Raw genomic sequence first — 1,001 nt, forward strand, 5'->3', positions numbered from 1 at the left:
CCCCCACCGCGCGATCTGTCGCCCGGCGGGCCACCGGGAACCTGCGCAGCAGCACGCTCAGGACGAGCAGAGCAGCGAGAGTCATTGTCCCGTCCTCCTCAGAACTCGCCGCTGACGGTGGCCGCCAGGTAGCCGTCGAGGTCGGGGACGTCCGGGCGCACCACATGGCGCACCCAGGCGTCCCGTTCGGCCCCCATCGCCACCAGCTCCCAGATGCACGCGGTGGCCGCGCCCGGGGCCGGGTGCCAGTCGGCCGGGTCGGCCCACTCGGAGATCCACGTCCGGGAGTGCAGGATCAGCCGGTTGGGGCTCCACCAGGCGACGACGACGTAGCAGCCGTCCTCGTCCTCGTGCAGCACGCTGAAGGCGCAGCCGAGCGCGTCCGGATACGCCTCCGGCAGGCTGCGTTCGACCGCCCGGCGGGCGGCCTCGATCACGGGGGCGGGCGGGCTCGGCCGGGTGGCCGAGATGCCGTACCGCTTGACCCACCAGCCCCGCACCCGCTCCGGGGCGAGGGCGACCATCCGACGCGGTGCCCAGGGCACCGGCACGACTCCGACATCCATGGCCGCCACGGTAGGCGGGCACGCTCCAGGCGGGATCGAACCGGCCTCGACGTCCCGTCAGCCCGTCCCCAGCCGGCCCCGAGCCCGCTCCGAGGCCCGGCCACCACCCTGGACCACGCGAACGACCATCAGACGACGACGAGGAGTTGACGACTGTGCGCAGGCTCAGTTGCGACTCGGCGGAGCTCTCCGCGGAGTACGGGATACGGATCGGACGCTGGACGCAGTACGCCGAGTCTGCGCGGCTGCCGTTCGACGCGATGTGGTGCCTGGTGGGCCCCGGCGCGTCCAGCACGCGCGACTGCCACCCGGAGACGGAACTGGCCGTGGTGGTCACCGGCCGGGCCGAGTTCGAGGTCGAGGTGAAGGCGCCCGCGCTGACGGCGGTGGCCGGCCAGTCGGTGCGCGGCCAGTCCAGGGCCTGGTACTTGTCGC

Annotated in this window: 1 protein-coding gene and 1 pseudogene; one reads left to right on the plus strand and one right to left on the minus strand. The window is 73.5% G+C overall.

Going from position 1 to position 1,001, the window contains the following annotated elements; genetic code table 11:
- Positions 1-98 precede the first annotated feature (98 nt).
- On the minus strand, positions 99-566 hold the full coding sequence (locus AB0O00_RS41530) for a hypothetical protein (protein WP_363659838.1): 468 nt from the start codon (positions 564-566) through the stop codon (positions 99-101).
- Positions 567-721: 155 nt separating this feature from the next.
- Between AB0O00_RS41530 and AB0O00_RS41535 the strand changes: the two are divergent.
- Positions 722-1,001: pseudogene (locus AB0O00_RS41535) on the plus strand (hypothetical protein); the annotation flags it as partial.

This window comes from Kitasatospora sp. NPDC093558 (assembly GCF_040683475.1).
GTDB lineage: Bacteria > Actinomycetota > Actinomycetes > Streptomycetales > Streptomycetaceae > Kitasatospora.

Excerpts from the sequence above, each read along its gene's own strand:
- AB0O00_RS41530 (WP_363659838.1), bottom strand. The coding sequence starts at position 566 with ATGGATGTCGGAGTCGTGCCGGTGCCCTGGGCACCGCGTCGGATGGTC.